This is a genomic window from Blastocatellia bacterium, assembly GCA_035275065.1.
In the GTDB taxonomy this organism is placed as follows: Bacteria; Acidobacteriota; Blastocatellia; order UBA7656; family UBA7656; genus DATENM01.
On sequence record DATENM010000163.1, the window covers coordinates 26,638 to 51,632 of the forward strand.

23 protein-coding genes are annotated in these 24,995 nt (G+C 60.6%); 11 read left to right on the top strand and 12 right to left on the bottom strand.

The window, feature by feature from the left end; translation table 11 throughout:
• The first annotated feature begins 4 nt into the window (after positions 1–4).
• From VJ464_30580 to VJ464_30595, 4 genes are all read left to right on the top strand, one after another.
• Complete coding sequence (locus VJ464_30580) at positions 5–868, top strand: amidohydrolase family protein (GenBank protein HKQ09507.1); 864 nt, start codon at positions 5–7, stop codon at positions 866–868.
• A 585-nt stretch (positions 869–1,453) separates the two neighbouring features.
• Positions 1,454–2,443, top strand: a complete 990-nt coding sequence (locus tag VJ464_30585) for a TauD/TfdA family dioxygenase (GenBank protein ID HKQ09508.1) — start codon at positions 1,454–1,456, stop codon at positions 2,441–2,443.
• Between the two features lie 67 nt (positions 2,444–2,510).
• Entirely contained in the window at positions 2,511–3,002 is a 492-nt protein-coding gene (locus VJ464_30590) for a YbaK/EbsC family protein (protein ID HKQ09509.1), read from the top strand.
• Position 3,003: 1 nt separating this feature from the next.
• Positions 3,004–3,177, top strand: coding sequence for a hypothetical protein (locus VJ464_30595; GenBank protein ID HKQ09510.1), 174 nt, complete (start codon positions 3,004–3,006; stop codon positions 3,175–3,177).
• A 655-nt stretch (positions 3,178–3,832) separates the two neighbouring features.
• On the opposite strand, the gene VJ464_30600 is transcribed toward VJ464_30595, so the two are convergent.
• A complete protein-coding gene (locus VJ464_30600; GenBank protein HKQ09511.1) occupies positions 3,833–5,593 on the bottom strand; it encodes an NF038122 family metalloprotease in 1,761 nt (586 codons plus the stop codon).
• 39 nt (positions 5,594–5,632) lie between these two features.
• Between VJ464_30600 and VJ464_30605 the strand changes: the two genes are divergently transcribed.
• A complete protein-coding gene (locus tag VJ464_30605) occupies positions 5,633–5,794 on the top strand; it encodes a hypothetical protein (GenBank protein HKQ09512.1) in 162 nt (53 codons plus the stop codon).
• Between the two features lie 167 nt (positions 5,795–5,961).
• Here VJ464_30605 and VJ464_30610 read toward each other — a convergent pair whose 3' ends face one another.
• From VJ464_30610 to VJ464_30640, 7 genes are all read right to left on the bottom strand, one after another.
• Positions 5,962–6,663, bottom strand: a complete 702-nt coding sequence (locus tag VJ464_30610) for a RibD family protein (protein ID HKQ09513.1) — start codon at positions 6,661–6,663, stop codon at positions 5,962–5,964.
• 52 nt (positions 6,664–6,715) lie between these two features.
• Complete coding sequence (locus VJ464_30615) at positions 6,716–7,459, bottom strand: hypothetical protein (protein HKQ09514.1); 744 nt, start codon at positions 7,457–7,459, stop codon at positions 6,716–6,718.
• 2 nt (positions 7,460–7,461) lie between these two features.
• Positions 7,462–8,802 (bottom strand): ABC transporter permease, encoded by a 1,341-nt coding sequence (locus tag VJ464_30620; protein HKQ09515.1) that lies wholly within the window; start codon positions 8,800–8,802, stop codon positions 7,462–7,464.
• A gap of 45 nt (positions 8,803–8,847) precedes the next feature.
• Positions 8,848–9,549: an ABC transporter ATP-binding protein gene (locus VJ464_30625; GenBank protein ID HKQ09516.1), complete on the bottom strand. Its 702-nt coding sequence runs from the start codon at positions 9,547–9,549 to the stop codon at positions 8,848–8,850.
• A 3-nt stretch (positions 9,550–9,552) separates the two neighbouring features.
• On the bottom strand, positions 9,553–12,546 hold the full coding sequence (locus tag VJ464_30630; protein ID HKQ09517.1) for a carboxypeptidase regulatory-like domain-containing protein: 2,994 nt from the start codon (positions 12,544–12,546) through the stop codon (positions 9,553–9,555).
• A gap of 116 nt (positions 12,547–12,662) precedes the next feature.
• Positions 12,663–13,379, bottom strand: a complete 717-nt coding sequence (locus VJ464_30635) for a zf-HC2 domain-containing protein (protein ID HKQ09518.1) — start codon at positions 13,377–13,379, stop codon at positions 12,663–12,665.
• Between the two features lie 11 nt (positions 13,380–13,390).
• Positions 13,391–13,972: an RNA polymerase sigma factor gene (locus VJ464_30640; GenBank protein HKQ09519.1), complete on the bottom strand. Its 582-nt coding sequence runs from the start codon at positions 13,970–13,972 to the stop codon at positions 13,391–13,393.
• 179 nt (positions 13,973–14,151) lie between these two features.
• Here VJ464_30640 and rpmE point away from each other — a divergent pair, with 179 nt between their 5' ends.
• The 6 genes from rpmE to VJ464_30670 all read left to right on the top strand — a co-directional run bounded on the left by rpmE (position 14,152) and on the right by VJ464_30670 (position 19,936).
• Complete coding sequence (gene rpmE / locus VJ464_30645) at positions 14,152–14,361, top strand: 50S ribosomal protein L31 (GenBank protein HKQ09520.1); 210 nt, start codon at positions 14,152–14,154, stop codon at positions 14,359–14,361.
• 198 nt (positions 14,362–14,559) lie between these two features.
• On the top strand, positions 14,560–15,669 hold the full coding sequence (locus VJ464_30650) for a DUF1385 domain-containing protein (protein ID HKQ09521.1): 1,110 nt from the start codon (positions 14,560–14,562) through the stop codon (positions 15,667–15,669).
• Between the two features lie 68 nt (positions 15,670–15,737).
• The gene (gene prfA, locus VJ464_30655; protein ID HKQ09522.1) at positions 15,738–16,817 is read left to right on the top strand and encodes a peptide chain release factor 1; all 1,080 of its coding nucleotides are present in this window, start codon (positions 15,738–15,740) and stop codon (positions 16,815–16,817) included.
• 152 nt (positions 16,818–16,969) lie between these two features.
• On the top strand, positions 16,970–18,055 hold the full coding sequence (locus VJ464_30660; GenBank protein HKQ09523.1) for a serine hydrolase domain-containing protein: 1,086 nt from the start codon (positions 16,970–16,972) through the stop codon (positions 18,053–18,055).
• Between the two features lie 71 nt (positions 18,056–18,126).
• Positions 18,127–19,026 carry a peptide chain release factor N(5)-glutamine methyltransferase gene (prmC, locus tag VJ464_30665; protein HKQ09524.1) on the top strand — a complete coding sequence of 300 codons (900 nt, stop codon included), beginning with the start codon at positions 18,127–18,129 and terminating at the stop codon, positions 19,024–19,026.
• Positions 19,027–19,030: 4 nt separating this feature from the next.
• A complete protein-coding gene (locus VJ464_30670) occupies positions 19,031–19,936 on the top strand; it encodes an energy transducer TonB (GenBank protein ID HKQ09525.1) in 906 nt (301 codons plus the stop codon).
• Between the two features lie 19 nt (positions 19,937–19,955).
• Here the strand turns inward: VJ464_30670 and VJ464_30675 are convergent, their stop codons facing one another.
• From VJ464_30675 to VJ464_30690, 4 genes are all read right to left on the bottom strand, one after another.
• On the bottom strand, positions 19,956–21,008 hold the full coding sequence (locus VJ464_30675; protein ID HKQ09526.1) for a hypothetical protein: 1,053 nt from the start codon (positions 21,006–21,008) through the stop codon (positions 19,956–19,958).
• 19 nt (positions 21,009–21,027) lie between these two features.
• A complete protein-coding gene (locus VJ464_30680) occupies positions 21,028–22,182 on the bottom strand; it encodes a 4-hydroxy-3-methylbut-2-enyl diphosphate reductase (GenBank protein HKQ09527.1) in 1,155 nt (384 codons plus the stop codon).
• Positions 22,183–22,274: 92 nt separating this feature from the next.
• Positions 22,275–24,437 (bottom strand): M56 family metallopeptidase, encoded by a 2,163-nt coding sequence (locus VJ464_30685; protein ID HKQ09528.1) that lies wholly within the window; start codon positions 24,435–24,437, stop codon positions 22,275–22,277.
• The gene (locus VJ464_30690; protein ID HKQ09529.1) at positions 24,434–24,823 is read right to left on the bottom strand and encodes a BlaI/MecI/CopY family transcriptional regulator; all 390 of its coding nucleotides are present in this window, start codon (positions 24,821–24,823) and stop codon (positions 24,434–24,436) included. Before VJ464_30690 ends, VJ464_30685 begins: the two co-directional genes overlap by 4 nt.
• Positions 24,824–24,995: the final 172 nt, after the last annotated feature.

Here is a 24,995-nt window from a genome sequence, read left to right on the forward strand (position 1 = left end):
TTTTATGACGGCCGAAGTCGAAAGGGTGATTGACGGGCATCTGCACATCATGCCCTTGCCTATGATCAAAGCCGACGCGCTCTCGTTACTACGTGCTAGTTATGATGACTTTGAATCAGTCGCCGAATTGATGTTGCACCCGACCAAGCTGCTTAATTTCCTTGATGCGCAAGGCGTCGAAAAGGCTGTCTTGGTGAACTATGTCAGCCCGCAAGTACTAGGCTTTACGGAAGAGGTCAATGACTGGGTCGCAGCCTTTGTCAAAGAGGCTCCCGATCGGCTCGTTGCGTGCGGCTCCGTGCATCCGCGACTGTGCAAAGATCCCGCCTCCGAATTGAAGCGCATCATCTATGATTTAGGCGTGCGTGTGTTAAAGATCCATCCTCCTCACCAGCTCTTTTTCCCGAATGACTATCGCTGCGGAGATGCAGCCTTAGAGCAGGTGTATAAAGTTGCGGAGGAAAGCAGCATTCCTATCATCTTCCACACCGGGACGTCGATCTTTCCGCGCGCCCGCAATCAGTATGGCGATCCCATGTTTCTTGATGACGTGGCGGTCGATTTCCCACGATTAAAAATCGTCATCGCGCATGGCGGCAGACCTCTGTGGACTGAAACCGCATTTTTCCTGCTACGCAGGCATTCAAATGTGTTTCTGGATATTTCGGGCATCCCGCCCCAAAGACTGCTCAGTTGGTTTCCGAGAGTAGAAGAATTTGCCCACAAGACACTATTCGGCTCTGACTGGCCCGGCCCCGGTGTCCGCAGCATCCGGGCAAACGTCGAGCAGTTATGTGCGTTGCCGCTCTCAAAGGCGGCCCGGAAAGATATTCTTGCAGAAACCGCGTTACGGGTTTTCGCCCTGTAGCCCGGCGACGCGTTCTATGACAAGGACGCCATGGAAAAGCCTTCGCTTGCGAATCCACAGAAAGGTACAAACGCTTCTCTGCTTCAGCTTTCCTCCCGCGCCGCCGGCTAGCACCGTTGTTGTTTCGTTGCCCGTCCCCTGTTCGTTGTTCCTGACCAACGCTTTCTTTGTAAGCCGCGATTTTGCAGCTATTTAGAGTTTTACGTCAGGGCCGTTGTGTAGTAGCATCGTGCCGCAACCGGTTCTTTCCAGATCGTTTTTGAAAATGCCCCGTTTGCGTAATGCGCATCGCCTATTGCGCGATAAGCACCAAGGAAGGACTGGCCATTGCGCTTGATAATTAGCCGCGTTACCGAGTCGTTAAGGTAAGAACCTGCGGGCGGTAATACTGCAAACAGAATTCAGATGAGCCCAAGCTCCTTGACTGGGTCGCCCAGGCTCATCTGCTAGCTTCCGAGGCGCAAGCCCCGAAAGGTCAACGGCTCTCCTCGTGCAAGATTTGACGCCGTTGAATTAAATACCCTACTGCAATTCCTGCAGGGCTGCAATAGGGGCGGCGTTTGCGCCTCCGGTCATGGAGGTAATATGTCACGACGCCGACCGGGCCGCTGTGGCCCGATTAATTGGTGGCGACTCGACGACACGACGCGAGAGTTGTTGCTTTCCGCCCTGTCGCAATCTCCGTCACCTTACGACGATTTCGAAGCTTATGTCGCCTGGATCGTCAAGCAGGTCGCGCTGCTTCCCGATCCGCTGGTGGCGTTCCTCCTGAACTTCCGCAACCATCCGCGCGCCAGCGGCGCGCTCCATATCGCCAACCTGCCAACGGACCCAGTGCTGCCTGCGACGCCCGAAGGCGACGTCGTCCGTCTAAAGGAAAGCTTCGTCAGCGAGGGTTGCCTTACGCTGTTCGGGTCCGTTATCGGCCAGGTCTTCTCGTACCGGGCCGAGAAGAACGGCGCATTCTTCCACAATGTAAAGCCGACGCGCGTCGGCCTGACCACGCGCTCGAACGCTGGGTCGTTGGTTGATTTTGACGACCATGTCGAAGCGGCCTTCGACCCGCTCTCCCCTAATCACTTGGCGCTGTACTGCCTTCGCGCAGACCATGAGTGCCGCGCGCTTACGACTATAGGCGATGCGCGACTGGCCTGTGAACTGCTGTGCCCGGAGCAGGTCGAAGCGTTGCGCCGGCCTGACTTTCAGATCCGCGCGCCCGAATCATTCCGCGCGAATCTGCAAGCCGCCGAATGGTCGGAGCCACTCGCCGTGTTAAGCGGACCGGCTGATGCGGTTGAGTTGCGCGTCAACTTCAACCATATGCGGGCGCTGAATAGCGCTGGCGAGCAGGCGCTGCAGGCGCTGCACAACGCCCTGCATGCGCCTGAGGCGATGGCCGAGGTGGCCCTGCAACCAGGCGCGATGCTCATCATCAACAACCGCGTCTGTGTGCACGGGCGTAAGCCCTTCGTGCCGCGCTTTGATGGGCGCGACCGCTGGCTACAGAGGGTATACCTGCGTGCTGACCTGTGGCCGGGGCGTGCACGTGCAAACGAATCTCTGCGCGTCTTTTGACGCGCAGAGATTTCTGGTTCGCAACCACTCTGCTTTTCGGAGGTAAGACATGACAAACGCGACACTCTTGGAGTTGCGCGGCTGGTTCACGCGTGAGTCAGTCCAGTTCAGGGAGATTGAGCACGAGCCGACGCACACATCAGAAGAATCGGCGCGTGCCCGCGGTGAAGAACTGAAGGTCGGCGGCAAGGCGATCTTGATGAAGACGGACGACGTTTTTCGATTGTTCGTATTGAGTGCCGTGCGCAAACTGGATTCGACGGCGATTAAGAAACATCTACAAGTAAAGAAGCTGCGGTTCGCCTCGCGCGATGAACTTTTCTCGATGACGACGCTGTTCCCCGGCGCAGTGCCGCCGTTCAGCTCGCCGATTCTGCCCTTCGAGTTGTACCTCGATCCATCGGTTCTTGCGAACGACCGCATCGCGTTTAACGCGGGAACTTGGACGAATTCCATCGTCATGCCGATTGAAGACTATCTGCGCCTCGCGAAGCCGCACGGCATCTTTTGCTTTACCGTTGATGAAGGCAAATCGGCAACGATACAGCAGGAGGTTTAATATGGACAGCCCAAAGAAAACAGCCGAGCCGGATGAAGCTGATTATGATGCCATGATCAAGCTGATCTCGCGCAAGTATCAACGCGGCATCAAGGAAGAGGGTAATCTGCAAGAAAGGATCATCAGGCTTGAAGAGGAAATAAAGCGCTTAAAAGAAGCCTGCGGTATCAGCTAATCAAGCAAGAGCAGCCACAATCATAACGGTATCAGGCTCATCCTGTTGAGGAAAGCCCGATACCTATTTTGTTGCATAGAGAATACGAGCGCAAGAATCATGTCAGGCTAACTCTGCACTCCTCAGGTTTAGCAATATTTTGGTGGTCAGAGATTATATACCAGTTGTGCACTAAGGCAGCCGGCCAAAGGTACCACCCGTTATTGGCTACCCAAATACCTCTCAGAAAAGGGCGGTCATTTCCACCCGAAACTGGCAAAGATGTAGGCGTGTAACCCTTGTTTTGAAGCATTATGAGGCAAACAGAGCTTGAAATCACACTGGTTTCTTATTGGACTAGTTTGAGCATTTATCTGATTGTAGTTATTTCCAACCCTGGCTAGTCCGCAACTTTATTGTTCCTGGCGCAGCGTTACTCAGGCATAAGGAGATGCTCAGTCCGCAACTTTATTTGTCTCAGGCGAAAAAGCCCATACCAAGAATCAACAACTTACGGCATATTTAGTCGGCAACTTTATTTGTTCGATACATTCATTCGGGTGTAGCGCAAGGCGGTTAGCTTGCGCATCGGCTCGCGCAAGCAAGCGAAAAGGGAGAGATGGTTTGCAAACCGCCTCTCCCTTTTTGTTTGTTGTCGGCTTGCGACAGGCCGGCTTTACATATCGATGACCAGCAGGTTCGAGCGCAGGCCGTTGCTGATGACACGGATGCGGTTCGCCCCGGTCTTCAAATTCAGCTCGGCGGCCTGGCCGCTGACCGCGACGCGCTTGGGTGTGACATTGTCAAAGCCGAACGGCGGCGTGATAACCGTGCCGTTGACTTCGATTTGCGGCTGCTCGCCGAACTTTTTGCCTTTGACGCTGAACGTGCCGCCTTTATAACTCGCCGCGTTCAATCGCGGCCCGCCGGTGTCGCCGCCGCTGAAGTCGGTCAACATCGCTTTGCTCTGATTGCCCTTCGTATCGATCAAGCTCAGACGCACCTGCGTCACTGCCGGCTGGCTGCCCATCTGCTTGATCGTGAAGTTGAAGAACTGCGAGGACGGTACCCCGAAGTCAACCGTGAAGGGCGCCGTCTGGCCCAGTACATGTCCCTTTTCATCGAGCATCTCAAGCTGCGCCTGCACGACATCGCCGTCTACATCCGTCAGTGTGCCGCTCAAGGTCAGCACGTCGCCGTTCAGATCGCCGGCCAGTGATTTCAGCGCCGGCGGCGCATTACCGATTGGTTTGATCCAGTAGCCGAAAGCGTCCAAGGCTTCGAGGTCTTTCAAGGTGATGGTTTCGCGCTTCCCGGCAGGCAATGTCGGGTCAAGGACACCGATGCGCATCTCGCCGGCAATGGCATCGTCGCGCCAGTGGCTCGCCTGCCGACCATCGCCGCCCGTGCCGTCGGGCTTGCCCGTCGACAGCCCGTAGGTATCGCCGCCGGCATAGAAGTACTGCGCGCCGCCCGAAGAGAGAATGCGCGAAGCCGACGCGAAGCCGCCGAGGTTCGTGCCCGGCCCGACACGGAAGAGATCCCAGATCGATAGCGCCAGCGGCGCATCGGGATTCATCTCTAACTGGCCAACGTAAGAGGTGAAGCCGAGGACGTGGCCGATCTCGTGACAGGCGACGGCATCAAAGTCTTCCTTGTCAGCGTCCACGCCATTGCTCGGGTCGAAGTCGTAAGTGACGCGTGAATCCAGGCCGATGGCCGGCCCGTGCCCCCACGAGCCGGATTCGTGATCGGGGTCGGCGACGGCATCGATGAACCCCCAGACGCGGAACATCGCCGACGGCGCGACGATGGCTTGCGTCTGGCCTTTATCGGTTGGCACGATCAGCTCAGGCAGGTTGAGGTAGAGGTCGTTCTTCTTCTGCGAGTTCGCAATGTCGAGCAGCCGCCCATGCAACGCCGGGTAGACCGGCTCTGCGAACAGCGGCTGCGGGTTGGTGAGACCGACGACGTGATCAGGAAACGGCTCGCCAAACCACGTCGGCCCGAAATCGACATCGATGACGACGGTGATCGGCGTCTGAATCACCGACTCCCACATGGCCGCGGCTTTCAAAAAGGCGGCCTTCGCCGTCGGGTTGCTTTCGAGTTGCTCGGTGGCGCGCAGGATGAGTGTCAGGCCATTGGCTTGAGCAATCCTGGGCGGCGAGATGACGTGCAACTGGCGCGGGTCACGTGGGCGTGAGAGCGCCTGCGCCTCGTCGCGCGTGGCATCGCGGCAGCTCAAACCCTTATCGTTTTGATAGAGCGCACAGGCTTGATCGAAACCGGGCGCGGCCATAATTGAAGGCGAGGATGGCGCCGGAAAAGTCGCCGCGCGCGAGCCGCTCATATGCAGTGGCAGACAAATGGCGGCGACGAGAAACCAGATTGTAATTGATGGCCAGCCGGCTCGACGTAAGAGACGTGTCAACACGAGTCACCTCCGCGCAAGGAAGAATGAGCAGGACGAAATATGAGCATTGAGCAATGGTCGCGCCGCAGCGGCGAGTGGCAAGCGGTTGATTTCGCAGGGGCAGCCGCGCCCGACCAAGGGCGCAAACGGCAAGCACAATCCGCTACAAGAATAGCCAAAAATGCTCGAAAAACAATACTTTTCTTCGCTTCCGGCAGGTGACTTCAAAGGGGCTGACGTGAGCGATTTGGCGATGGATTAAGAAATGACACCCGGTTGGGGTAGGCTAGAACGATTACGGCAAGATGTGGCGCAATCTGTTAGATTGCGCGAGTCACGGCGCAATCTAACAGATTGCGCTACAGGGCTACACCGATTTAAATAGTCCTCTAATCGTCTTGCCAGGCGATGCGGCCATCGAAGATCAAGTCGTCGCCGAGCCGGCTAGTGATAAAGGTCGAAAAGGTCAACGCCTCAGCCAGCCGCCGTATGCCGAGATCGCCTATAGCATCGGTGCCGCTGCCGATCAGCTTGGGGGCGATGGCGACAACCAGCCGGTCAACGAGTTGTCGCGTCAGCAGCGAAGTGATGATTCGCGCCCCGCCTTCGACCAGCACCGAGGCGACGCCGCGGGCGCGCAGCTCGCCGAGCAGCAAGCGCAGATCAACCGCCGCCGAACCCGCCGAAGCCGGCAAGGCGACGACCTGCGCGCCGAGCCGTTCGATAGCCTGCCGGGCGGCGCGGTCTGCGTGTGAGGTGGTGGCGATGAGGGTGTGATGGGCGGCGCCGTTTGCCAGCACGCGCGCGGTTAGCGGCGTGCGCAGGCGACTGTCGACGACGACGCGCAGCGGGTCACGCCCGCTCGCGAGCCGGACATTCAATTGCGGGTCGTCGGCCAGCACCGTGCCGATGCCGACCAGAATGGCGTCGTGCTCGGCGCGCAACTGGTGCGCCAGGCGCAAGGAATCGGGGCCGCTGATCCACTGCGAATCGCCGGTCGCCGTGGCGACACGCCCATCAAGCGTCTGCGCATACTTGACGGTGACGAATGGCAAGTCGGTCGCTGTCGTATGACTTTCATCTCGCGTCATGACTGCATGGCAGTTTACCCGCCGCGCCGACTCGAAGCCAATCAGGCCGCGCTTAATTCGCCATCGGCGTCACCGTGTAATCGTCAAAGTAGCTGACGCTGTCGGTCTTCGACCAGACACCGACGCGGCCCGTCACCGGCTCGGCCAGCGTGTATTCGAGCAGCAGCTTGTCATTGAGATAGGCTTGCAGGCTGGTGCCGTGAACCGCGACCTTTAGCGCCGCCCATTGATTCCAGTCGAGGTGGACGTTTTCCGTGCCGCGCTTGACGAAGCTGCGCTTGCCTTTGTTGAACGTCCATAGCACGACATTGTCTTCCTTGCCGTTGAAGCGCACGGTCAGATAATCGCCGTTCGGCTTGAGATTGAAGAGAATGCCGGCGCAGGAATCGAGCTTGCCGGAAATCAACTTGAAGCGCAGGCTGATCTCGCCGTTCTGGAAGTCGGCAACGTCCTTCGCCACCGCATAGGGGAAGTAGGCGAACGCCTTGACGTTATCGATGAACTCTTCGTGGCGCGCGCCGTAGATGGCGCGCGCGTTCTGCGCCAGGCCGTTCGCCGGCTGTCCGCGCAGCCACTGGCGGCCATCCACGGCGAGACACTTCTTGCCGCCGTCGTCAACAATCGCCCAGTTGCCGACGACCGCCAGGAACCTCGATGACGCGCCGCCGACCTTCTCTTTCGAGAGGTCAACGCGCACACTCTTGGCGGCCGCCGCTTTTTTGGCGCGCTGCGCGTCGGCAGAAACCGCGAAGATCAAACCGATCAGGGTAAGGTACGACAGAAAGCGCTTGTTCATTCTCATCTCCTTGATCTACGAATCAGCCGCCACGCGACGAGGATCGCGAGCGGCCAGAGCAGGTAAAAAATCCATGTCGCGCCCGCCGGGCGCGCGGCCAGCGGGTAGCCGGGAAATTCATTTTCTTCAGCGTGCTCGGGGGCGGTCAGGCCGGCCAGCTTGTAGAGTTCTTCCAGCACGATGGCTTCGACCGTCGAGCGATTCATCTCGCGGCGCTCGCCCAGCTCGTACCAGATTTCGCCATAGTGATCTTCATCACCTTCGAATAAGCCGGTCTGAGAGCCGGCGGCGTACGTGACTTCGACGCGCGGCAGCAAGCGCCGCAGCTTGCTGAGGATGCTGCGTTCGAGGTCCATCAGGCGCGGGTCTTCGGGCGCGAGATAGACCGTCACTTTAAGCGGTTCGTTGATTTGCTTGAGCGTCGCCTCGTCGGCGGGCGCGAACGAGTTGCGGCGGTTCTCGCTGACATCCCAGCTTGTCCGCAAGCGTCCCGCGCCGACGACGACAAGCGCCAATCCGATAAAGATGGCCGCGGTCGCCACCAGACGATAGCGCCAGCCGCGGCCCGTGTGCAGCCAGGTGATGGCTAATGCGATGCCGGCCACGCTGAACGCCGCCATGACGATCACTGTGCTCAACCTGAGCAAGCCTTGCTCGAAGACGCGCAGCGCCGATGTCGGCGTGTAGGCCGCCAGCTCTTGCCACCATCCGCCATGAACGGTGGCGATAAAATTCAGCGCCCAGGTGCCGACTGTAAATCCCAGCGTAATGATCGCGGCGCTGGCGGCGCTTTCGGCAATCGCCGCGGCGGCGACGGCGACGCCTGTGCTAAGCGTCATGTGCAACAGGTGACCGAGCAGCAGGTTTACCGTCTCAGGCCCGCACAGATGACCGCCGTAATGATTCCACAGCAGCAGGGCGATCAAGCCCGGCAGCCACGCGACCGCCCAGCCGAGCAAGAGCGCCGCGACCTTGGCCGCCATCGTCGCCGTCAAGCCGGTCGGAAATTGTAAGATCAACTTCAAAGCGCCGCTCTGCTTTTCCGCCGCCACCAGGCGAATGACGACGAAGGGGAAAAGCAGCGTCACGGCCAGATCGTAAGCGCCGAAGGTCGGCACCAGGATGCCGTCAAGCGGCGTCAGCCCTTCAGCCAGTGCCGATGCGCCGCCGCCAATGCCGCTCGCTTCGGCGTAGACGTTGACCGCCGTGATGAAGCCGTTGCCGACCAGCGGCCCAACCAATAACAACAGAATCCAGTAAGCGCGCGACTGCATCAGCTCGCGCCACTCTTTCGTGAGCAGCCGCAGCCAGCTTGCGCCCGCGCCGCTTGTGGCTCGCTTCATTTTCGGTGGTGAGTCCGCGGTCAAAACCCGCCCTTCGTTGTTCGTTTATGTGAGCGCGAGAAAAATCTCTTCCAGCCCGCCTTCGGTCAAGTGCGCCTGGGCGCGCAGCTCATCGAGATGGCCTTCGCCGACAACCCGGCCCGCGCTCAACAGCACCAGCCGGTCGCAGACGCGTGCCGCGTCAACCAGTTGGTGAATCGATAGCAGCAATGTGCGCCCGCTTGCCGTTTGCGCTCGCAGCAGCGCCATCACGTCGCGCGTCTGACGGAGATCGAGCCCGTCGAACGGCTCGTCCAGCATCAATAGCGGCTGCGGCGTCAGAAGACTTAGCGCCAGCAGCACGCGCTTGCGCTCGCCTTTCGAGAGCGTGCCGATGCGCGCGTCGAGCAAGCGTTCGAGCTTCAACGGCTCGACAAGCGCAGCGGCTTTGGTCGGCGCGCCGGGGTACAGCTTTTCAAAGAAGCCGAGCGCCCAGCGCACGGTCTGTTCAGCCCACGGCAGAATGCCATCGGGCATATAAAAGAGCGCTTCTTTGCGGCGCGTCGACGCCAGTCCGCGGTCACGATAAACCACCGCCCCCTGGTTAGCGGGCAGCAAGCCGGCGACACATTCGAAGAGCGTCGTCTTGCCCGCGCCGTTCGGGCCGATCAATCCCATCACGTCGCCCTCACGCACCGTGAAGCTGACGCGGTCGAGCGCCTGCTGTCTGCCGAAGCGCTTGGAGATTCCTTGAACCGATAACAGCATGACTCAGAAGATGAACCGCACTTGCAGTTGGAACATCCGCGGCGGATCGACGTTGGCGAAGGCCGGCAGCGCGTTGGTCGCGGTGCCGACGGCCACCAACTGACCGAAGGTCGGGTTCGGCGTCAGCGTGTCGCCGTAGATCGTCTGCCCGCGGCCAAGATAGTTCCCATGATTGAAGAGGTTGAAACCTTCCAACCGGAGCAGAATCGCCGTGCGCTCTGACAGCCTGATGCGATCTTCGACGAAGACGGCCACGTCAGAGGTCGGCGTGCCGTGGAACGCCGACTTGCTGAGGACTTGTCCGTTGACGACGGGGCGGTCGTTATTCGCGCCATCCCCGTTGTTGTCAATGCCGGTGGTGGCACTGAACGGACGCGCCGACGCGTACATCATCAGGGTGCCGGCGGTAAGGTTGAACGGGAACCGATAATTGAACGTAAAGACGGCGCGGTGGCGCTGATCTACGACGCTCGGCCCGCGCTCTTCTTCGCCCAGTCGCGTGATGTTGCCCTGATTCGGCGCGATGCCGTTGCCGTCCGGCTCGAAGGTGTTGGTTGCCTTCGACAGCGTATAGCTGAGCGAGGCAAAAACACGCGGGTGGCCGCGGTAGGTGATCTGCGTTTGCAATCCGTCGTAATCGCCGACGCCGAGATTCATGATCGTGTTGACCTGACGGACGCCGCCCGCGACGGGCAGGATGGGCCGTGTGAGATTTGCCGCCGCCACGGTTCGGACTTGACCGGGGGCCGTGCGATCAAATACCGCGGGCGCATTCAGATCAACCGTGCGGTCGAGCTTCGTCCAGTGTTGATGCACATAATCGGCCCCGGCGACCAGGCCCCTTGTCAGTTCGTGCTCGACGCCGATGGAGACGACCTGGCTGCGCGGGTTGACAAACTCATCCGGGTAATTCGACAGCTTGTTGAAATTCAGCCCGTATTTTGCGAACTGCGCCTCGTAGAAAGCGCGCTTGCCGGCGATGATCGTGATGTCGCGCGCCGGCAGTTGCGAAGCCGGCAGCGTTTTCGGATCAACGTTGATCGGCACGCAAGTCAGGCAGGTCGGGAAGCCGAGCTGCCCGGCAACCGCCGTGTAAGTCGTCAGTCCGTCCAGCCCGTTCACCAGGTAACTGGCAACTTGATTCGACCTGATCTGCGTGTAATACATCGCGTAGCCGCCGCGAATCGATAAACGTGAATAGCCTCCCGGATGCCAGCCGAAGCCGAGGCGCGGCGCGAAGTTCTTCGTCGCGTCGGTCAGCGTCTGTCGGTCGTAGCGCAGTCCTGCGTCAATCGTCAGGTCGGGATGCACGTGAATGCTGTCCTGCACGAACCCTGTCAACAGCCACTGCGGCAGATCGTAGCTGCTGATCCCGAAGTTGATCGGTTGGGTGTAGTTCTGCACATCGGCCAACGTTAATTGATCGAAGGGCTTCGTGGTCGTGTTTTTGAACGTGAAGGTGCCGAGGATCGCCGTGCCCGGCTCGCTGCCCGTGCCGCCCGACGTGTGACGAATCACGCCGCCGCCGAGGCGGAGGTAGTGCTTGCCGAGCGTCCACGACAGCGTGTCCGAGAATTGAAACTGGTAACTGTAGATGTCGGACGAGCGCGACTGCCCAATGGTAAACGGCACCGTGCCGCTGCGCGTGTAGGTGGTCGAGAGGTTCTGCGCTTCCCATAACGTGACCGGGTCGCCATGCAGGTAAGCAAATCGCGCCTCGTTGAGCAGGTGCGTGCTGAAGACCGCCGTGTGATTGAGCTGCGTCGTCCATGAGCGCCGCGCATAACGCCGCGCGACGCTGGGCGCGCTCGTGCCGCCCACCGCATCCTGCGGGTTGTCGTCGTCAAACCGATCAACATTCACGCGGAACATCAAATTCTGGTTCGACGTCAGCCGGTGGTCCAGCCGCCCGTTGAAGAGGAACTGGCGGTAGTGGCCGGTGTAATCGAGATGGCCATCCGCCGGCAACAGGAAGGCCGGCAGCGTCGGCGAGAGGAACGTCGTGCGATCCTGCCGCGTGTAGTCCGACGTGGCGAAGAAAAAAGTCCTGTCCCTGATGATCGGCCCGCCAATCGAGCCGGAGACCTGCTTCAAGGCGTCGGGAATGTCTACGGGGTTGATCGCCCGGAGTGTCGTCGGTGTGACACAGCTCGCGACCGAGGGCGGGCAGAAATTCTTCGTCGAGAAGGTCTCCGCCTGCCAGTCGCCGGGACGAAGCAGGAATACTCCTTCGCCATGCAGGACGTTGGTGCCGGACTTGGTGACGATGTTCAATGCCGGGCCGGCGGTCCAGCCGAATTCGGCGGAGAAGGCGTTCGTCAGTATGGCAAATTCCTGGACAGCGCCTATCGGCACGGTGGCAATCGTTGTCTGCCGGCCCCACCCTTCGTCGTTGTTCGCGCCGTCGAGCGTGAAGGTGGTGGTGCGGCGCGAGCCCGCGCCGGTGATGAAGTAGGTCTGATTGACGAAGAGGTCGCCCGTGCCCTTCCCTTGCCGGAACGCGGAATTCAGCAACGGCAGCGACGTCATCTTGCGCCCCAGGATCGGCGTCTCGTCAATCTGCTGGCTTTTCAGCGGCAGGCCGATCTGCGGGTCGGCGCGCACGCCTTCGGTGGTGCCGAAGACGGTGACTTCGCTCTTGCCGCCGCTGGCAACGAGCTTGATCTTCACGGTTGCGGTTTCACCCGCGCGCAGCGTCAGACCAGAGACGTCCTCGGCGGTAAAACCGCTCATGGCGACGCTGACCCTGTACTCGCCGGTCAGCGAGAGCGCGGCAATCGTCGCAGAGCCTTCCTCCCCGGAGGTCGCCTCGCGCGCCGCGCCGGTGGCGGTGTTCACCACAGAAATCTTCGCGTCCTTGACGGCAGCGCCATTTTGATCAACCACGGTCACAATCATCGTCGCCGTGTTTGGAGACTGCGCGGCGACCGGCGCCGCAATCATGGCAAAAAGCGCGACCGGAAGCAGGAGCAAGCGGCATAGATTCTTCATTTTCATTTGATTACTTTGTCCCATATTCATCCCTTACAGGTTTAATTGAGATTGAGGCAAAACATGGCCTTATCGCTTCAGAGGAAACAGGGAGTTGTAACGGACGCCCTTGATCGAACAGTTCAGCGGACCACTTCAATGTTCAGTACCGGGTGGACTTCGTACCAGTTGTGATCGTGCTCGCTGTCATAGCGGCTGACGCCATAGACGCGCACGCGGCTGCCGACCGTCGGCGGCTGCAAGCGTAGCGGCTCGATGATCTCGCAGACGATGAAGCGATCCTGCGCGTTGAGGTCATCAACTAACCTGAATGTCAGGTCGCCGTCTTTATCGTCAAAGCGCACTTCGCTGACATAACCTTCGGCGACGACGTGCGGCTTGGTGTTGCTTTCGATGCCGCTGATGCTGACCGGCTGGAACTCGCGCCAGTCAGCCGCCGCCAGCGTCTTCAAACCGCCGGACTCTTCATCCGTGGCGGCGCGGCGATGCACGATGACGAGCGCCGCAGACAGCACCAGGACAACGGCCATCGCCATTAGCGCCAGACGCGGGGTTAGCCACCTGCCGCGCCGGCCGGCGACCTTGCCGGGCGCGGGCTCGCGGCGCTCGTCTTCGCGGCCAATCGCGGCTTCGATAGCAGCCCAGGGGTCACCTTGCGGCTTGACCTCTGGCAACTGCGCGGCGAAGCGCTGTCCGCTGCGCAAACGGGCCACGGCATCGCGGCACTCGCCGCAATCGAGCAGGTGATCTTCGACGCGCTGCACGCGATCCGCTGTCAGCTCGTTGGTGACGTAGCGCACCAGTTCACGCCGCCTTATTATTCGCCAACACTTCATCATAATTACTCCACTCACAAGACCCGCTTGAACGGGCGCAGCCGCGCTTCCAACTGGCGCAGCGCACGGCTCAAGCGCGAGGCCACGGTTCCCGGCGAACAGTCGAGCACCTGCGCCATCTCGTCGTACGACAGCCCTTCGACGTACTTCAAGACGACGACGGCGCGCAGCCGCGGCGACAACTCCATCACCGCCTGCCCGATGATCTCGCGGCGCTCGCGGTCGGCGTGCGCCAGGTCGGGCAAGGTCGTGCGGTCAAGCTCGTCGCCGCTGCCGAGTATCTCTTCAAACGGCACATGCGCGACGCCGCGGCGCTGCTGCTGATTCAGGCACTCGTTCAAAGCGATGCGGTACATCCAGGTCGCCGGGCTCGATTGGTAGCGAAAACCCGGCAGCCCTTTGTAGATTTTGATGAAGACGATTTGCAGCACGTCTTCGGCCCAGCCGGCGTCGCCGAGGGTATAAAAGATCAGGTTGTTGAGGCGGTCGCGGTAACGCTCGTAGAGCGCCCGAAAGGCGTTGCGGTCGCCGCGCTGGGCCGCGAGCACCAGCGCGCGCTCGTCCTGTTCGGGCTGTTCGACGCGCGTTTCGGTCATTTCCTTTAGACTAAAGCCTTAAACTAATTAGACACAAGCGGCGCGATTTCCTTCCCCTGCAAGGCAAATATTTTTGAAGCCCGCCGCCTGCGCCGTAGAGCGCCATCTTGACAGTCGCGCGTCTGGTCGGCTAAGCTTATTTATTGCGTTTACTAGAAAATTCCTGACAGGAGCACGAAGTGAAACCAGATATTCATCCGAAGTACATGACGGCGAACGTGCATTGCGCTTGCGGCGCGACCTGGGAAACGCGCTCGACCAAGCCGGAGATTCGCCTGGAAATCTGCTCGAGCTGCCACCCGTTCTTCACCGGCAAGCAGAAGCTGGTCGACACCGCCGGGCGCGTCGAGCGCTTTAACCGCAAGTACGGGCGCAAGACCGAAGCTTAACTTAACGACAACCGAATATTGGTTGCCGGGACAGGCGCGCGCCTCGGCGGCTGACAGCTTTGCACACCAGCAAGTCATCAGCCGCCGAGACGACCGTTGAAAACAGTTCCGGCAGCCAATATTTTTTTGTAGTAAAATCGCAACCAGCGCGCGGCAACCTGCCCGAAGCGGCGCGAATCGCATACGCGGAGGCTAGTGATGAAAGAAGAGCAGATTATCGTTGGCGGCCAGGCGGTCATCGAAGGCGTGATGATGCGCGCGCCGCACTCGTATGCGGTCGCCGTGCGTTTGCCAAGCGGCGAGATCATCTCGAAGGGCGAGCGGCTGCCGGTGTTGTCCGAGCAGTACCCGATGCTGCGACTGCCGGTGCTGCGCGGCGCCGGTGTCTTGATCCATTCGATGATCCTCGGCATCAAGGCGCTGAACTTTTCGGCCAACGCCATCTTTCACGAAACCGCCAACGCACCGGCTGAGCCGGCGCTGGCGGGGCAGACGGCGGCTTTGACTTCGACAGTAGCGGCGGCGGCTCCGGCCCTCGCCGCGGAGTCCAGGCCGGCGGTCGCCGAAGTCAAGAAAACGTCGAATGCGGCGGCGGCGGGCTCAATGATCTTCGCCGTCATCTTCAACGTCTTTCTGTTCATCGTGCTGCCGCTGGTGCTGACGAATATGCTGTTCGTCTACTTCGGCGGCGGGACGATGGAGGCGCACTCGGCGTCGGGCACCTGGTACGCGAACGCCTGGGCGTGGCTGAAAGCCTCGCTCCACCCTGTGCGCCCTTCGGTGATGTTTAACCTCGTTGATGGGCTGATCCGCATGACGTTCTTCCTCGTCATGATCACGACCTTCTCGCTGATGAGAGAGATGCGCCGCGTCTTTGAGTACCACGGCGCGGAGCATAAAGTCGTTTACACATGGGAAGCCGGCGAACCGCTGACGGTCGAAAACGCGCGCCGCAAATCGCGCCTGCATCCGCGCTGCGGCACCAGCTTTCTGATGATCGTGATGCTGGTTTCGATCATCGCCTTCTCAATCGTCAAATTCGACTCGCTCTTTTTGAACTTCGCCGTGCGGCTGCTGCTGATGCCGGTGATCGCCGGCGTCTCCTACGAAATCATCCGCGCTTCGGCCCGTAGCCGCGCGCAGTGGTTCTTCGCGGTCATCACGCGGCCCGGCCTCTGGCTCCAGAACATCACGACGAAAGAGCCGGACGATCAACAGCTCGAAGTCGCTATCTACGCGCTCGAAGAATCGCTGAAGCTTGAGCCATCGGCAGTGACCAGTTCTCAGCTCTCAGTTGCCAGCTCTTAGCGGCCATTGCCGCCTCTTGAGCACGGACAACTGGCAACGGACAACTGGTAACGGACAACTGGAGTTCTATGTTCGATAAACTCGATTCCATCGAAAAGAAGTACGAAGAGATGACGGCGCAGCTCGGCGACCCCGAAACGCTCGCCGATCAGTCGAAGTACACGCGCGTCGCCAAGCAGCACCGCGACCTCGAAGAAGTCGTCGCCAAGTATCGCGAGTTCAAGGCGCTCGACAGCGGGATACGCGACACCCGCGAGATGCTCGATATGGAAGAGGACGCCGAGATGCTTCAGCTCGCCCGCGCCGAGCTTGCCGAGCTGGAAGCGCGGCACGAACAGGTTGAAGCCGAGCTGAAAGTATTGTTGCTGCCGAAAGACCCGAACGACGAGAAGAACGTCATTGTCGAAATCCGCGCCGGCACCGGCGGCGACGAAGCGACGCTGTTTGCCGCAGAGGTCATGCGTATGTACTCGCGCTATGCCGAGCGCCAGGGTTGGCGCGTGCAGGTGCTCGACGTTTCGGAGTCGGGCATCGGCGGCATCAAAGAAGCCATCCTGCTGATCGAGGGCGAAAGGGTTTTTTCAAAGCTCAAGCACGAGTCGGGTGTGCATCGCGTCCAGCGTGTGCCGCAGACCGAAGCCTCCGGGCGCATCCATACCTCGGCCATCACCGTGGCCATTCTGCCCGAGGCCGAAGAGGTGGACATCAAGATTGACCCGAAAGACCTGCGCATCGACACCTTCTGCTCGTCGGGGCCGGGGGGCCAATCGGTCAACACCACTTACTCGGCTGTGCGCATCACTCACCTGCCGACCAACACGGTCGTCTCGATGCAGGACGAGAAGTCGCAGATCAAGAACCGCGAGAAAGCCATGCGGGTGCTGCGCTCGCGGCTGCTTGAGATGGAGCAGGCCAAGCAGCACGAAGCCATCGCCAGCGACCGCCGCGCCATGGTCGGCAGCGGCGACCGCTCCGAGAAGATTCGCACCTACAACTTCAAAGAGAACCGCATCACCGACCACCGCATCGGCTACACCGTGCATCAGCTCGACACCTTCATGGAAGGCGACATCGGCAATCTGATCGATGCGCTGGTGGCACATTACCAGGCCGAAAAGCTCCAGGCCGGCAGCGAAGCCGCCGCCTGAACGACAGACATTGCAAATACCGCTGAAGCGCGAGCCACCGGCTTGCGCTTTTTCTTTTTGCGAAAGAGAATTCTCCGGGCTCCCTGGAAACATAGCTCCATCCATGCCTGCATGGGCGCTCATTGATCCGTTTCGACCGGAAAGGAGATCGCATGAACCGCACACGGAGGCTCGCTTACGCGGCGCTGTTGTTCTTTTTATCGCTCAATGCTTCGGCGGCACTCGCGCAAGACGACAAGATTGATCTCTTCGTCAAAGCCGATATGCAGAAGCGCAAAATCCCCGGCCTCTCCATCGCCGTCGTCAAGAATGGCCGGGTCATCAAGACCAAAGGTTACGGGCTGGCGAACGTCGAGTCGAACGTGCCGGCGACGCCGGAAACGATCTATCAATCCGGCTCGGTCGGTAAACAGTTCACCGCGACCCTCGTGATGATGCTGGTCGAAGAAGGCAAGATGAGCCTCGACGATCACATCAGCAAATACATCCCCGACGCGCCCGACATCTGGAAAGCCATCACCATCCGTCATCTGCTGACGCACACGTCGGGCATTTCAAATAAGCTTTACGACCAGATCAACATGCGGCGCGATTACACCGAAGACGAGCTGGTGGAAAAGATCGCTGGCATACCGCTCGACTTCCAGCCGGGCACGAAATGGAACTACAGCAACCCCGGCTATGTCCTGCTCGGCATTCTCATCCATAAAGCGACCGGCAAGTTTTATGGTGACTTGCTGAAAGAGAGAATCTTCGCGCCGCTCGATATGACTACCGCGCGCATCATCAGCGAGGCCGACATCATTCCGAACCGCGCCGCTGGCTACCGCCTGGTGAAAGGCGAGCTGAAAAATCAAGAGTGGGTGTCGCCCCTGCTCAACACGACCGCCGACGGCAGCCTCTATTTAACCGTCTACGATATGGCGAAGTGGGACGCGGCGCTTTACACGGAGCGCCTGCTCAAGCGCGCCAGCCTTGAGCAGATGTGGACGCCGGTGAAACTCGCAAGCGGCAAGACACAGCCTTATGGCTTCGGCTGGGAGCTCGGCGACGTCAATGGTCATCACATCATCGAGCACGGGGGCGCGTGGCAAGGGTTCACGACTTACATCGCGCGCTACGTTGACGACAAGCTAACGGTGATCGTGCTCACCAACCGCGCCGGCGCAGACCCGGGTCGCGTCGCGCACGGCATCGCCGGCCTTTACAACCCGGAGCTTGCGCCGCAAACGCGTTAAGCCGCGCCCACTACCCAGCGCGACTTATTGCGCCTTGCGCCTTGCGCGACTAGCGGCGCATTCTGTTTGTCGTGCCGACCATTGCTGAAGCCATCCGTGAAGGAGCGCGCCGGCTCGAACAGGCGGGCGAGAGCGGAGCGCGCCGCACTGCCGGCCTGTTACTGGCACATCGGCTCAAGGTTGACCGCACACACCTGCTCACGCATCCCGAACAAGCGATTAGTGCGGAAGCCCTGCAAGCGTTCTTGCAGATGATCGAGCGGCGCGCGGCGGGCGAGCCCGTGCAGTACATCACCGGGCATCAGGAATTCTACGGGCGCGACTTTCTGGTCACGCCTGCCGTGTTGATCCCGCGACCGGAAACCGAATTTCTCGTCGAGCGTGTGCTGGCGCTGGTGGGCGATATGCAACAGGCCGCGCCGCTCATCGTTGACCTGGGGACAGGGTCGGGCTGCATCGCCGTGACGCTCGCCGTCGAGCTGCCCGCCGCCCGCCTGGTCGCCACAGATATTTCCGGCGCGGCGCTCGCCGTCGCCCGGCAGAACGCGGCGCGACACGGCGTCGGCGCGCGCATCGAATTTTACGAAGGCGACCTGATGGCGCCGCTTACAGAGGCGGGGCTGGACAATCGTGTAGACATCCTCGCCTCGAATCCGCCTTACGTGGCCGAGAATCAGCCGGAGCTGGTGCAGCGCGACGTGCGCGAGTTCGAGCCGCACGGGGCATTGTTCGGCGGGGCAGACGGGCTCAGCTTTTACCGCCGCCTGCTGGTCGAAGCCTTCGGCGTAGTCAGGCCGGGCGGCTTTCTCGTTTGTGAGATTGGCTACAGTCAGCTCGATCCCATAGCAGAGCTGGTCGCGGCATCGCGCTGGCAGTTGGTCGAAATCATCCACGACCTGCAAGGCATTGCGCGCACGCTGGTCATTCGCAAGTCCGTGGAAGGCGCCCGCCGCCCTTTGCTCGATGAGTGAATCAATGAAGAAGACCGTTTCAATCATCCTGGCGCTGGCCTGTGTGTCGGGAAATATCGGTCTCACGCTAGCCGGCGGCGCGTTGCGACAAGCGCCGCTGCGTGTGGCGATTGTCGGCTTCAACGGCGTCAGGGTGGGTGAGCAGGCTGGCGACGATCCGCTACAAAAAGCCTTGCGCGCGGCGCTGGCGCGGCGCGCGCAGATCACGCTGATCGAGCCATTGCAGGTCGAGCCGGCGGTCGCGGGCGTCGGCTACGACGGCTCAATCAACATGAGCCGCGACGAGGCGCGGCGGCTGGGCGCGGCCATCGGCTGTGACTTCTTCATCACCGGCAAGCGCGACCTGTTTACGCGCAGCGAGGCGAAGGCCGAGTCACACGAAGAGGCGCTTGTCGGCGTGATGCTCGTTGATGCGCGCACCGGCGAGCTGGCGGCTTTTGATTTCATCAACGAAAAAGCGGCGACTCGCGCCGCCGCAATCGAAGCCGTGATGAAAACTCTGGCGACCCGCGCCGCCGGTTACGCCGAGCGCATGATGGCCCACCGCGCTCGCGGCATGGCGCAGCAATCCGGCGAGCCTGTCGAACACATCGAAGAGCTGCCCGACGCGGATACGGCTGCTGGAGCCGGTTTCAAGCCGCCGGAGTTCCTAAACCGCGTCAAGCCCGAATACACCAGCGAAGCCGAGCGCGCCGACATCACCGCCACCGTCGAAGCCGCGGCGGTCTTTCGCGCCGATGGCACGGTGGGCGAAATCACGATCACGCGCTGGGCCGGGTTTGGCCTTGATGAAGCGGCGGCGGCCACCATTCGCCAGTTGAAATTCAAACCGGCGACGCGCGAGGGCCGGGCGGTCAGCGTGCGCGCCACTGTGCGTTATAACTTCCGCCGCCTCCGCCCGACTTCATGACCGCTCGTCTAAGAGCGCTTCACTCATTCATCCCGTGGTCGGCAAGTTTGACCAGCTCATCAATCGTCAGGTTGTTGAAGCCGCGCGCCTTCATCTTCTCAATGAAGCGCGCGTTGACGCCGTGATCCTGCATCCGCACCAACTGATCGAGCGGCGGGCGGCCATAGCCTGCGGCTTCGATCTCGCGGATAAACTTCGCGGTAACGCCGTGGTCAACCAGCCGTGTCAATTGCTCAAGCGGTATCTCGTTATGGCCGAACGACGCAATCTCGCGAATATAATCCGGCGTGACCCCATGATCTACGGTGCGAATCAAGGTCTGCACCGGCAGGTTCTTGTAGCCGAGCGCGTCCAGCTCTTTGATGAAGCTGACCGTCACGCCGTGATCGACCATGCGGGTCAACAGGTCAACCGACTGCACGTTGTAGCCTTGCGCCTTCAAGGCGCGCAGGTATTCGAGGCTGACGCCGTGATCGCCCATACGCACCAGTTGATCGAGCGTCGGGCGCTCGTAGCCCTGCGCCTGTAACTCGTCGAGCAACCCGAGGCCGGTGTCGCTCAGGGCCAGCCTGAACAACTGTGTATCGGTGGGCGCTTCATAGTTCCGTCGTTTCAGCTCGGCGACAAAAGCCGGATTGGCGGCAAAGACGAAGTGGCCCGATCCTCTGCCGTTCTTAAACCAGCCTTCGCAGTTGAAGGTGCCGGCGTCGCGCACCAGTTGAAATTGCACGTTGGTGCCGGCAGACATCATCTGCGCCGACCCGAGGCCGCGCAACTGGTCGAGCGCCAGCCGCGAACCGTGCATGCTCCGTCCCCTGCCCTGCTGCTCGGATGAATAAATCAACTCCAGGTGCAGCCAGTTCGCGTCGCGGCCCGGCTCGATGATCCACTGGCCGGTGTGCGCTTCTTCAGCCCGCGCTTGCGGCGCTGAGACATCGGCGTGCGTCCGCAGAAAGACCAGCCCGCCGCCGAACCACACGGCCACGGCCACCAGCGCCGCGAGCCCGATTCCGTAAATCATCCGCCGCTTTTCAACTCTGCCGACCTGCCCAAGCTCATTGATATTTTTCATGGCGAACCTCCCGTCAGGCTTATTTGTCGAAGCCGTGAATGCGCAGCTCGATCAGCTTATCAATCGTCAGATCGTTGAAGCCGCGGGCTTTCATCTTCTCGATGTAAGCCGGCGTCACCCCGTGAATGCGCATCGCGACAAATTGATCTATCGAGACGCGGTCATAGCCTTGCGCTTTGACCTCTTTGATGAAGTCCGTGCTGACGCCATGAATGCGCATCGCCACCAGTTCATCAATCGGCACTCGATCATAGCCCAGCTCGCGCAGCTCTTTGATGAACTCGATCTTGACGCCGTGAATGCGCATGGCGACCAGCTCATCTATCGGCGGGCGCTCGTAGCCGTACTCCTGCAAGCCGCGAATGAAATCGGTGCTGACGCCGTGGATGCGCATCGCCACCAGTTGATCGACCTGCGGCTTTTCGTAGCCGAGCGATTTAACTTCCTTGATGTAATCGGGGGTCACGCCGTGGATGCGCATGGCGATCAGCTCGTCAACCGGCTGGCGGTCGTAGCCGGCGGCCTTCAGCTCGTTGATGAACTGCGGGCCGGCCCCGTGAATGCGCATGGCGATCAGGTTGTCGAGCGACAGGTGATCGTAACCGAGGGCGCTAAGCTCGCGGATGAAATTCAGATGAACGTCAATCACCGCCAGCGAGAAGAGTTGCTCGTCGGTGAGCTTGCCATAGCCGAGGCTCTCCATCTGGCCGGCGAACGCCTGGCTGGGCGCGAAACTGAAGTGGCCCGAGCCGTTGCCGTTCTTGAACCAGCCTTCACAGTTGAAGGTGCCGGCGTCGCGCACGATCTGGAACTGCACAGGCGAGCCGTTGCTCTGCATCATCGTCATGCTCAAGCCTTTGAGGCTGTCCTGCTTGATGTCGAATGACGAAGTCGAATGAAAGTGGTGGCCCTTCTCATTGCCGCCGCGCTGCACGGTTAAGTAAAGGCTATCGCTCGAAGGCTTCGATTCGATAATCCATTCGCCGGTGATGGCCTCAAGCGGCGCCGCCGCGGGCTCAGGCATCGCCGCATTATGCGCGGCGGTCGAACGCATGCCGAAGTAGCAGGCGAGCAGCGCCAGCGCCATACAGGTGGCGCGCAATGCCTGCTTCCATCCCATAGCAGGGCGGCGCGTCGGCCGGTCTGAGGTGCGTTGATGGATTTCCGTCTTCATTGCTTTCCCTCCCTGACGAGACACAACTCGGCTGTCGAGAGCGGGTCTCGTATCTGGGTTCTACGGTATTGCAGCAGAGCACTTGCCGCCGTTTATTGTTTGCGCGGGCCCGGAACAATGTTCAGCCGCCGCAACTCGATGATCTGTTCGAGCGTCGCATCTTTGAACCCACGGCTCTTGACCGTTTCGATGAATTCAGATGAGACGTTGTGAATGCGTAACTCGACGAGTTGATCCGCCGTCGGCTTGAACCCGAGCGCTTGAATAGCTTTGATGAAGCTCGGCGTGACCCCATGAATTCTGAAGCCGACCAGGTCGTCCGCCGAAAGGTTGGTATAGCCGGTGCCTTCCATCTCTTTGATGAATTCCGGCGTAACCCCATGAATCCGCATCGCCGTCAGGTCGTCGGCAGAGAGGTTGCCGCGGATGTAGCCGCGCATCGTCTGCACGAAGGCGCTGGTGACGCCGTGGATACGGAAGGCGATCAGGTCATCGGGCGAAATGTGGTCGAAGCCCAGCCCCTTCACTTCTTGAACGAAAGCCGGCGTGACGCCATGAATGCGAAACGCCACCAGATCATCCGCTGAAAGGTGATCGTAGCCGGCAGCTTTCCACTCGGACATAAACTCAGGGGTGACCCCGTGAATGCGGAAGGCGACCAGATCGTCCGGTGAAAGATTGGCAAGGCCCGCCGCTTTCATCTCGGACATAAATTGCGGCGTGACCCCATGAATCTTGAACGCCACCAGCTCATCAGCCGGCAGCTTCTTGTTGAACAAAGCGTTCATCTCGTGGATGAAGGCCGGCGTGACGCCATGAATCTTGAAGGCGACCACATCGTCAACCGACAGGTTGCTGTAGCCCTCGGCGGCCAGGCCGCTGAGGAAGTCAGCGCCCGACTCGCTCTGTTGCTCGGCCTGCTCGGTGGCCGGCGTTTCAACCGTCGCCGTTGATTCACTCTGCTGCTCGCTCTGGCTCTCGACGGTTTCGGATTGCGTTTCGTGAGCCGGCTCAAGCGGTTTCGGCGCGGCAGCCGGCGCGCGCTGATCCGCTTTGTCAGTGGCCCGCGCTACGGACGCGGCGGACGAATCATCCGCGGTCGCTTTCGTGATCTCGCCGGAAAAAATCCTCGCCTGCGCGCCGGCAAGCAGGCCGCACACCATCGCCAGGGCAATGACACCTGCGAGCCACGATTCAAAGCGGTGCGAAGGTCGCGCAGGGTTGCCGACCAGCCGCTGGATGCGGCGCATCAGCACGCCGCCCGAAGCCGCGACCGCCAGTTGCGGAGCGACACCACGCATCTGCTCAAGCTCGGCCAGGGCTCGCGCATAGACCAGCACGTTGCCGCAGGTGGCGACCGCCAGATCGTCGCAGCAATGCTCGCGCTCCTGGCGAATTTGTGATGAAAGCCACCAGACCGCCGGGTGGTAAAAGAGCAAAGTCTCGACTGCCGTTTGCAGCAGGTTAACCAGATAATCGTAACGCTTGATGTGTCCAAGCTCGTGCGCCAACAGCGCCTCTAACTGTGCCGCGTTCAGCCCGGTCAGCGCGCTCGTCGGCACCAGGATGACAGGTCGCAGCCAGCCGATGACGGTCGGCACTTCGACCAGTACGGACTCGCACAGACGCACGGGCCGCGACACCCGAAGGCGCTCGCAAAGCTCCGCGAGCTTGGCTTGCCATTGCTCTAACAACGGGCTGGCTTCCCGCCGCTTGAGCCGCTGCGCGACGAACAAGCCGCCGAGAAAACGGAACGACAGAAACAGCACGCCTGCAAACCAGACGGCCACCAGCCACGGCATGAGCGAAACGAATCGCTGCCGCGCCCACAGCGGCCATGACGACATCGGCGCATCCGCATTGGCCGGGGCGACCGCTTGAGTTGTCGCGACCGGCACGCTCTGCGACGCGCCGAACCCGACGGGCGGCGTCGCCTCGCTGGCACCGGCTTGCCTGTGGCCTTCAAGCGACGCGCCTGTCGGTGAGTAGACCGTGGTCTGTCGCATCAATGCTTCGCCCGGCGTCTGTGACGTCGCGCGCGCGATGATGAAGCCCGTCACCATCGGCAGCAATAGCATCAACAGCATCGCCGCGCAGGCGACCGCGTAGCGCAGGTTGGCGGCGCGCTGGCGCAGCGCCGACGCCAGCCCGGCATAAAGCAAAGCGACCAGCGCGCCCTGCCAGATGAAGTGGACGAGCGCCCAGCCCAGGGCTTGAATGAGCGGTTTGCTTAACAGCATCTCCAGTGTGTTCATCGCCGACCTCGCTCGACTTCATCAAGTATTTTGCGAATCTCTGAAAGCTCGCTGGCCGACGTCTTCTGGGTCGCCAGCGCCTGCATGACGAGGCTGCTGGCCGAGCCGTCGAAGAGGCGCTCAAGCAGGTCGCTGACCATCTGTCGCTGAGTCAGCTCCTGCGCCAGTTGCGCCTCGTAGACATGGGCGCGCTGCCGCTCATCGCGGCGCACCAGCCCCTTGTCGGTCATGATCTGCATGAGCTTGAGTACGGTGGTATAGCCGGTGGGTTTCGTTTCCTGGAGCGCCTCTTGCACTTCGCGCACCGTCGAAGCGCCGCGCTGCCACAAGACCCTGAGGATTTCTAACTCCGCGTCGGTCGGGCGCGGCAGACTCGTCCTCGCCATAGCGATGATCCTTTCGCCTGATTTTATGCCGGCTGCTATCATAGTACGAAGCTCTTCGTAATGTCAACGAATTTTTTCGTAGATCATACGGGCACAGATTCAAATCGGCAGAAAGTGAGTGGCAGGCTATTGCTTTTCACAATTTTCGCCATAATTTTGCATATTAATCGTC

Bases quoted from the DNA above. Each gene is read 5' to 3' on its own strand.
- VJ464_30620 (HKQ09515.1), bottom strand. From the start codon at position 8,802: ATGAAGCGAGCCACAAGCGGCGCGGGCGCAAGCTGGCTGCGGCTGCTC.
- VJ464_30660 (HKQ09523.1), top strand. From the start codon at position 16,970: ATGAACCGCACACGGAGGCTCGCTTACGCGGCGCTGTTGTTCTTTTTA.
- VJ464_30690 (HKQ09529.1), bottom strand. From the start codon at position 24,823: ATGGCGAGGACGAGTCTGCCGCGCCCGACCGACGCGGAGTTAGAAATC.
- VJ464_30585 (HKQ09508.1), top strand. From the start codon at position 1,454: ATGTCACGACGCCGACCGGGCCGCTGTGGCCCGATTAATTGGTGGCGA.
- VJ464_30650 (HKQ09521.1), top strand. From the start codon at position 14,560: ATGAAAGAAGAGCAGATTATCGTTGGCGGCCAGGCGGTCATCGAAGGC.
- VJ464_30595 (HKQ09510.1), top strand. From the start codon at position 3,004: ATGGACAGCCCAAAGAAAACAGCCGAGCCGGATGAAGCTGATTATGAT.
- VJ464_30635 (HKQ09518.1), bottom strand. From the start codon at position 13,379: ATGATGAAGTGTTGGCGAATAATAAGGCGGCGTGAACTGGTGCGCTAC.
- VJ464_30640 (HKQ09519.1), bottom strand. From the start codon at position 13,972: ATGACCGAAACGCGCGTCGAACAGCCCGAACAGGACGAGCGCGCGCTG.
- VJ464_30580 (HKQ09507.1), top strand. From the start codon at position 5: ATGACGGCCGAAGTCGAAAGGGTGATTGACGGGCATCTGCACATCATG.
- VJ464_30610 (HKQ09513.1), bottom strand. From the start codon at position 6,663: ATGACGCGAGATGAAAGTCATACGACAGCGACCGACTTGCCATTCGTC.
- VJ464_30680 (HKQ09527.1), bottom strand. From the start codon at position 22,182: ATGAAGACGGAAATCCATCAACGCACCTCAGACCGGCCGACGCGCCGC.
- VJ464_30675 (HKQ09526.1), bottom strand. From the start codon at position 21,008: ATGAAAAATATCAATGAGCTTGGGCAGGTCGGCAGAGTTGAAAAGCGG.
- VJ464_30670 (HKQ09525.1), top strand. From the start codon at position 19,031: ATGAAGAAGACCGTTTCAATCATCCTGGCGCTGGCCTGTGTGTCGGGA.
- VJ464_30605 (HKQ09512.1), top strand. From the start codon at position 5,633: ATGAGCATTGAGCAATGGTCGCGCCGCAGCGGCGAGTGGCAAGCGGTT.
- VJ464_30615 (HKQ09514.1), bottom strand. From the start codon at position 7,459: ATGAACAAGCGCTTTCTGTCGTACCTTACCCTGATCGGTTTGATCTTC.
- prfA (HKQ09522.1), top strand. From the start codon at position 15,738: ATGTTCGATAAACTCGATTCCATCGAAAAGAAGTACGAAGAGATGACG.
- VJ464_30630 (HKQ09517.1), bottom strand. From the start codon at position 12,546: ATGAAAATGAAGAATCTATGCCGCTTGCTCCTGCTTCCGGTCGCGCTT.
- VJ464_30685 (HKQ09528.1), bottom strand. From the start codon at position 24,437: ATGAACACACTGGAGATGCTGTTAAGCAAACCGCTCATTCAAGCCCTG.
- VJ464_30625 (HKQ09516.1), bottom strand. From the start codon at position 9,549: ATGCTGTTATCGGTTCAAGGAATCTCCAAGCGCTTCGGCAGACAGCAG.